General features: G+C 60.3%; 2 protein-coding genes and 1 tRNA gene (1 of these 3 running past the window's edge). All 3 read right to left on the bottom strand.

Annotated elements, in window-relative coordinates:
- Positions 1–702 (bottom strand): alpha/beta hydrolase-fold protein (locus HMPREF3145_RS12065; protein WP_246817578.1); only part of this gene is annotated, 702 nt, incomplete at its 3' end.
- A gap of 34 nt (positions 703–736) precedes the next feature.
- Complete coding sequence (locus HMPREF3145_RS09345; RefSeq protein ID WP_070422964.1) at positions 737–1,897, bottom strand: alpha/beta hydrolase; 1,161 nt, start codon at positions 1,895–1,897, stop codon at positions 737–739.
- A gap of 174 nt (positions 1,898–2,071) precedes the next feature.
- A tRNA-OTHER gene (locus HMPREF3145_RS09350) sits at positions 2,072–2,097 on the bottom strand (it continues 50 nt past the right edge of the window).

Consider the following 2,097-nt stretch of genomic DNA (forward strand, 5'->3'; position numbering starts at 1 on the left):
GAAGTGCTCGTCGATAAGCGGCGGCAGCTCCTTGGTCAGATACGTCGTCCACTTGTAACTGCCGTGCTTGTCGTGCGTTCCAGCCCAGTCGGCCTGCTGCGAGCCGATAGAGCCGCGCGGAGTGACCACATTGATGTGCTTGTCTGCGAAGAACTCAGAAGCGCGACCATCTTTCCACCACGGGGTCACCATTCCACCACCTGCGCCGCCCAGAAGGTAGAACGTCGGGCGCGGATCGGTGTTCTCAGGACCGCCTTCCGGCAAGATGAGTTCGTTTTCAATCTCCCGGCGCATCGATGGCGAGTAGACAGTGAGCACCCACACGTTGTCCTGCAAGTGCTCCAGTTTGCGGAACTGCGCAGGCGGCGCGTCCGAATCCGGGAACGTTTGATCCACCACCGTGCTCGAGCCAAGTGACTGTGCCGCCCGGGAGCTGCCCTCGAACACAAAGCGTCCGAACAGCAGGTGGCCGAAAATACCGCTCATCATCGCGCCGATCAGGATGATCGGTATTGCTAGCGGCGGAGTATCCGGCCCAATCTGACGGAAGCCGTTGATCAGCCATGATCCCGTCCATCCAGGTGCTTCTTGCTTTTCGACGAGCCCAAGGCTCTCACGTGATTCCACCGCCGGTGCTGGCGTGGCGACGAGCATGCTCACTGACGTAGTGGCTGCGCACAGGGCCACACCGCGACGAATCATTGGTTTCACACGCCAAACTGTAGCCCAACAGCTGTCACGAACTCGACCCTGACGATTCTGACGAGCCTGACGAGCCGCGCTGCCCCAAAGGTTGTGGCGCTTCGCTTGGCAGCGGCGACTTTGTCACCGGTGTTTCGCGCTCAAACGGCTCCACATTCAACGCCGGACCGATAACGCGCCAGCTCTCACGCATGGACTTTTCAAAAAGCCCCCAACTATGTGTGCCCTCCACCTGTGGGTACCACTCCACATCCAAGCCTGCCCGCTTGGCTTTGTCGGCGAAATAGGCAGAGCACGCATAGGATGCCGCCTCAATGGTCACAGGCGGGCCAATGCGCTCCGATGATGTCTTCGACGCATCGATCGCGCCAGGTACCCCCTGGGCAGCGGCGATAAACAGCGCAGTGTCCCGCAATGCATCCAGGTTCAACACCGGCGAATGCGCCCGCCAGGCCGGGTCGCTCGACATGCCCCACATCTTCTTCGGATCAGCGCCATTCATCTTCAGCGCTTCACGCACGTAGGTGTCCCCCAGCATCCCGGTTGTGGCCGGGCACCCCGAGTAGGAGGCCGCGGCGGCAAAGCGCTCCGGCGCGATGGACGCGATGTTCAGCGCCGGCCCTCCGGACATGGAAATGCCGGCGATGGCGTCGTGGCCGGTGCCGTGGAAGTGCTCGTCGATAAGCGGCGGCAGCTCTTTGGTCAGGTATGTCAGCCACTTGTTTCGCCCTGTTGCTTTATCTTCGCGATACCAGTCAGCCTGCATCGAGGACACCGACCCAATCGGTGTAACCACGTTGACCAACTTGTCCTGGAAAAACTCCTGGTAGTCCGAAGAATTACGCCACGACCATCCGTTCGCGGCACCGTCGGCCCCCATAAGAAGGTAAAAGGTCGGGCGCGGGGTGTCGTTGTCAGGACCGCCGGGAAGAATCACCTCGTTTTTCACTTCTGTGCCCATGGCGTGCGAATAGACGACGACCTCGTAGACGTCGTTTTCGATGTGCGTTAGGGACTTCAACTCGGCCGGACGCGCGTCCGGGTCTGGGAACGTATCGCTCAGCTGGTACGAACTGAACCCTCCGGATGAGCCGCCGACGCTGGAGCCTTCGTACATGGACGAGCCGAATACTCCCCCGCCGAGCGTCGTGAGAAACAGTGCCGGCACCGCAAGCAACGGAATCGTGGAAAACAAGCTAGACGCCGCTACTGGAACGCTGAGCGCATCGATCACGCTTGAGCCAGTTTGACGCGCTCTGCCACTTAAAAACGACGGCAACAACCACAACATAGACACAAGGTACCTGCCGGGAAGGCCCGAACGCGAAAACCTCCGACCTGGCGAACCAGATCGGAGGTTTTCTTCTTGTACCCCGTACGGGATTTGAACCCGTG

Source organism: Corynebacterium sp. HMSC05C01 (assembly GCF_001807155.1).
Taxonomy (GTDB): Bacteria; Actinomycetota; Actinomycetes; order Mycobacteriales; family Mycobacteriaceae; genus Corynebacterium; species Corynebacterium coyleae.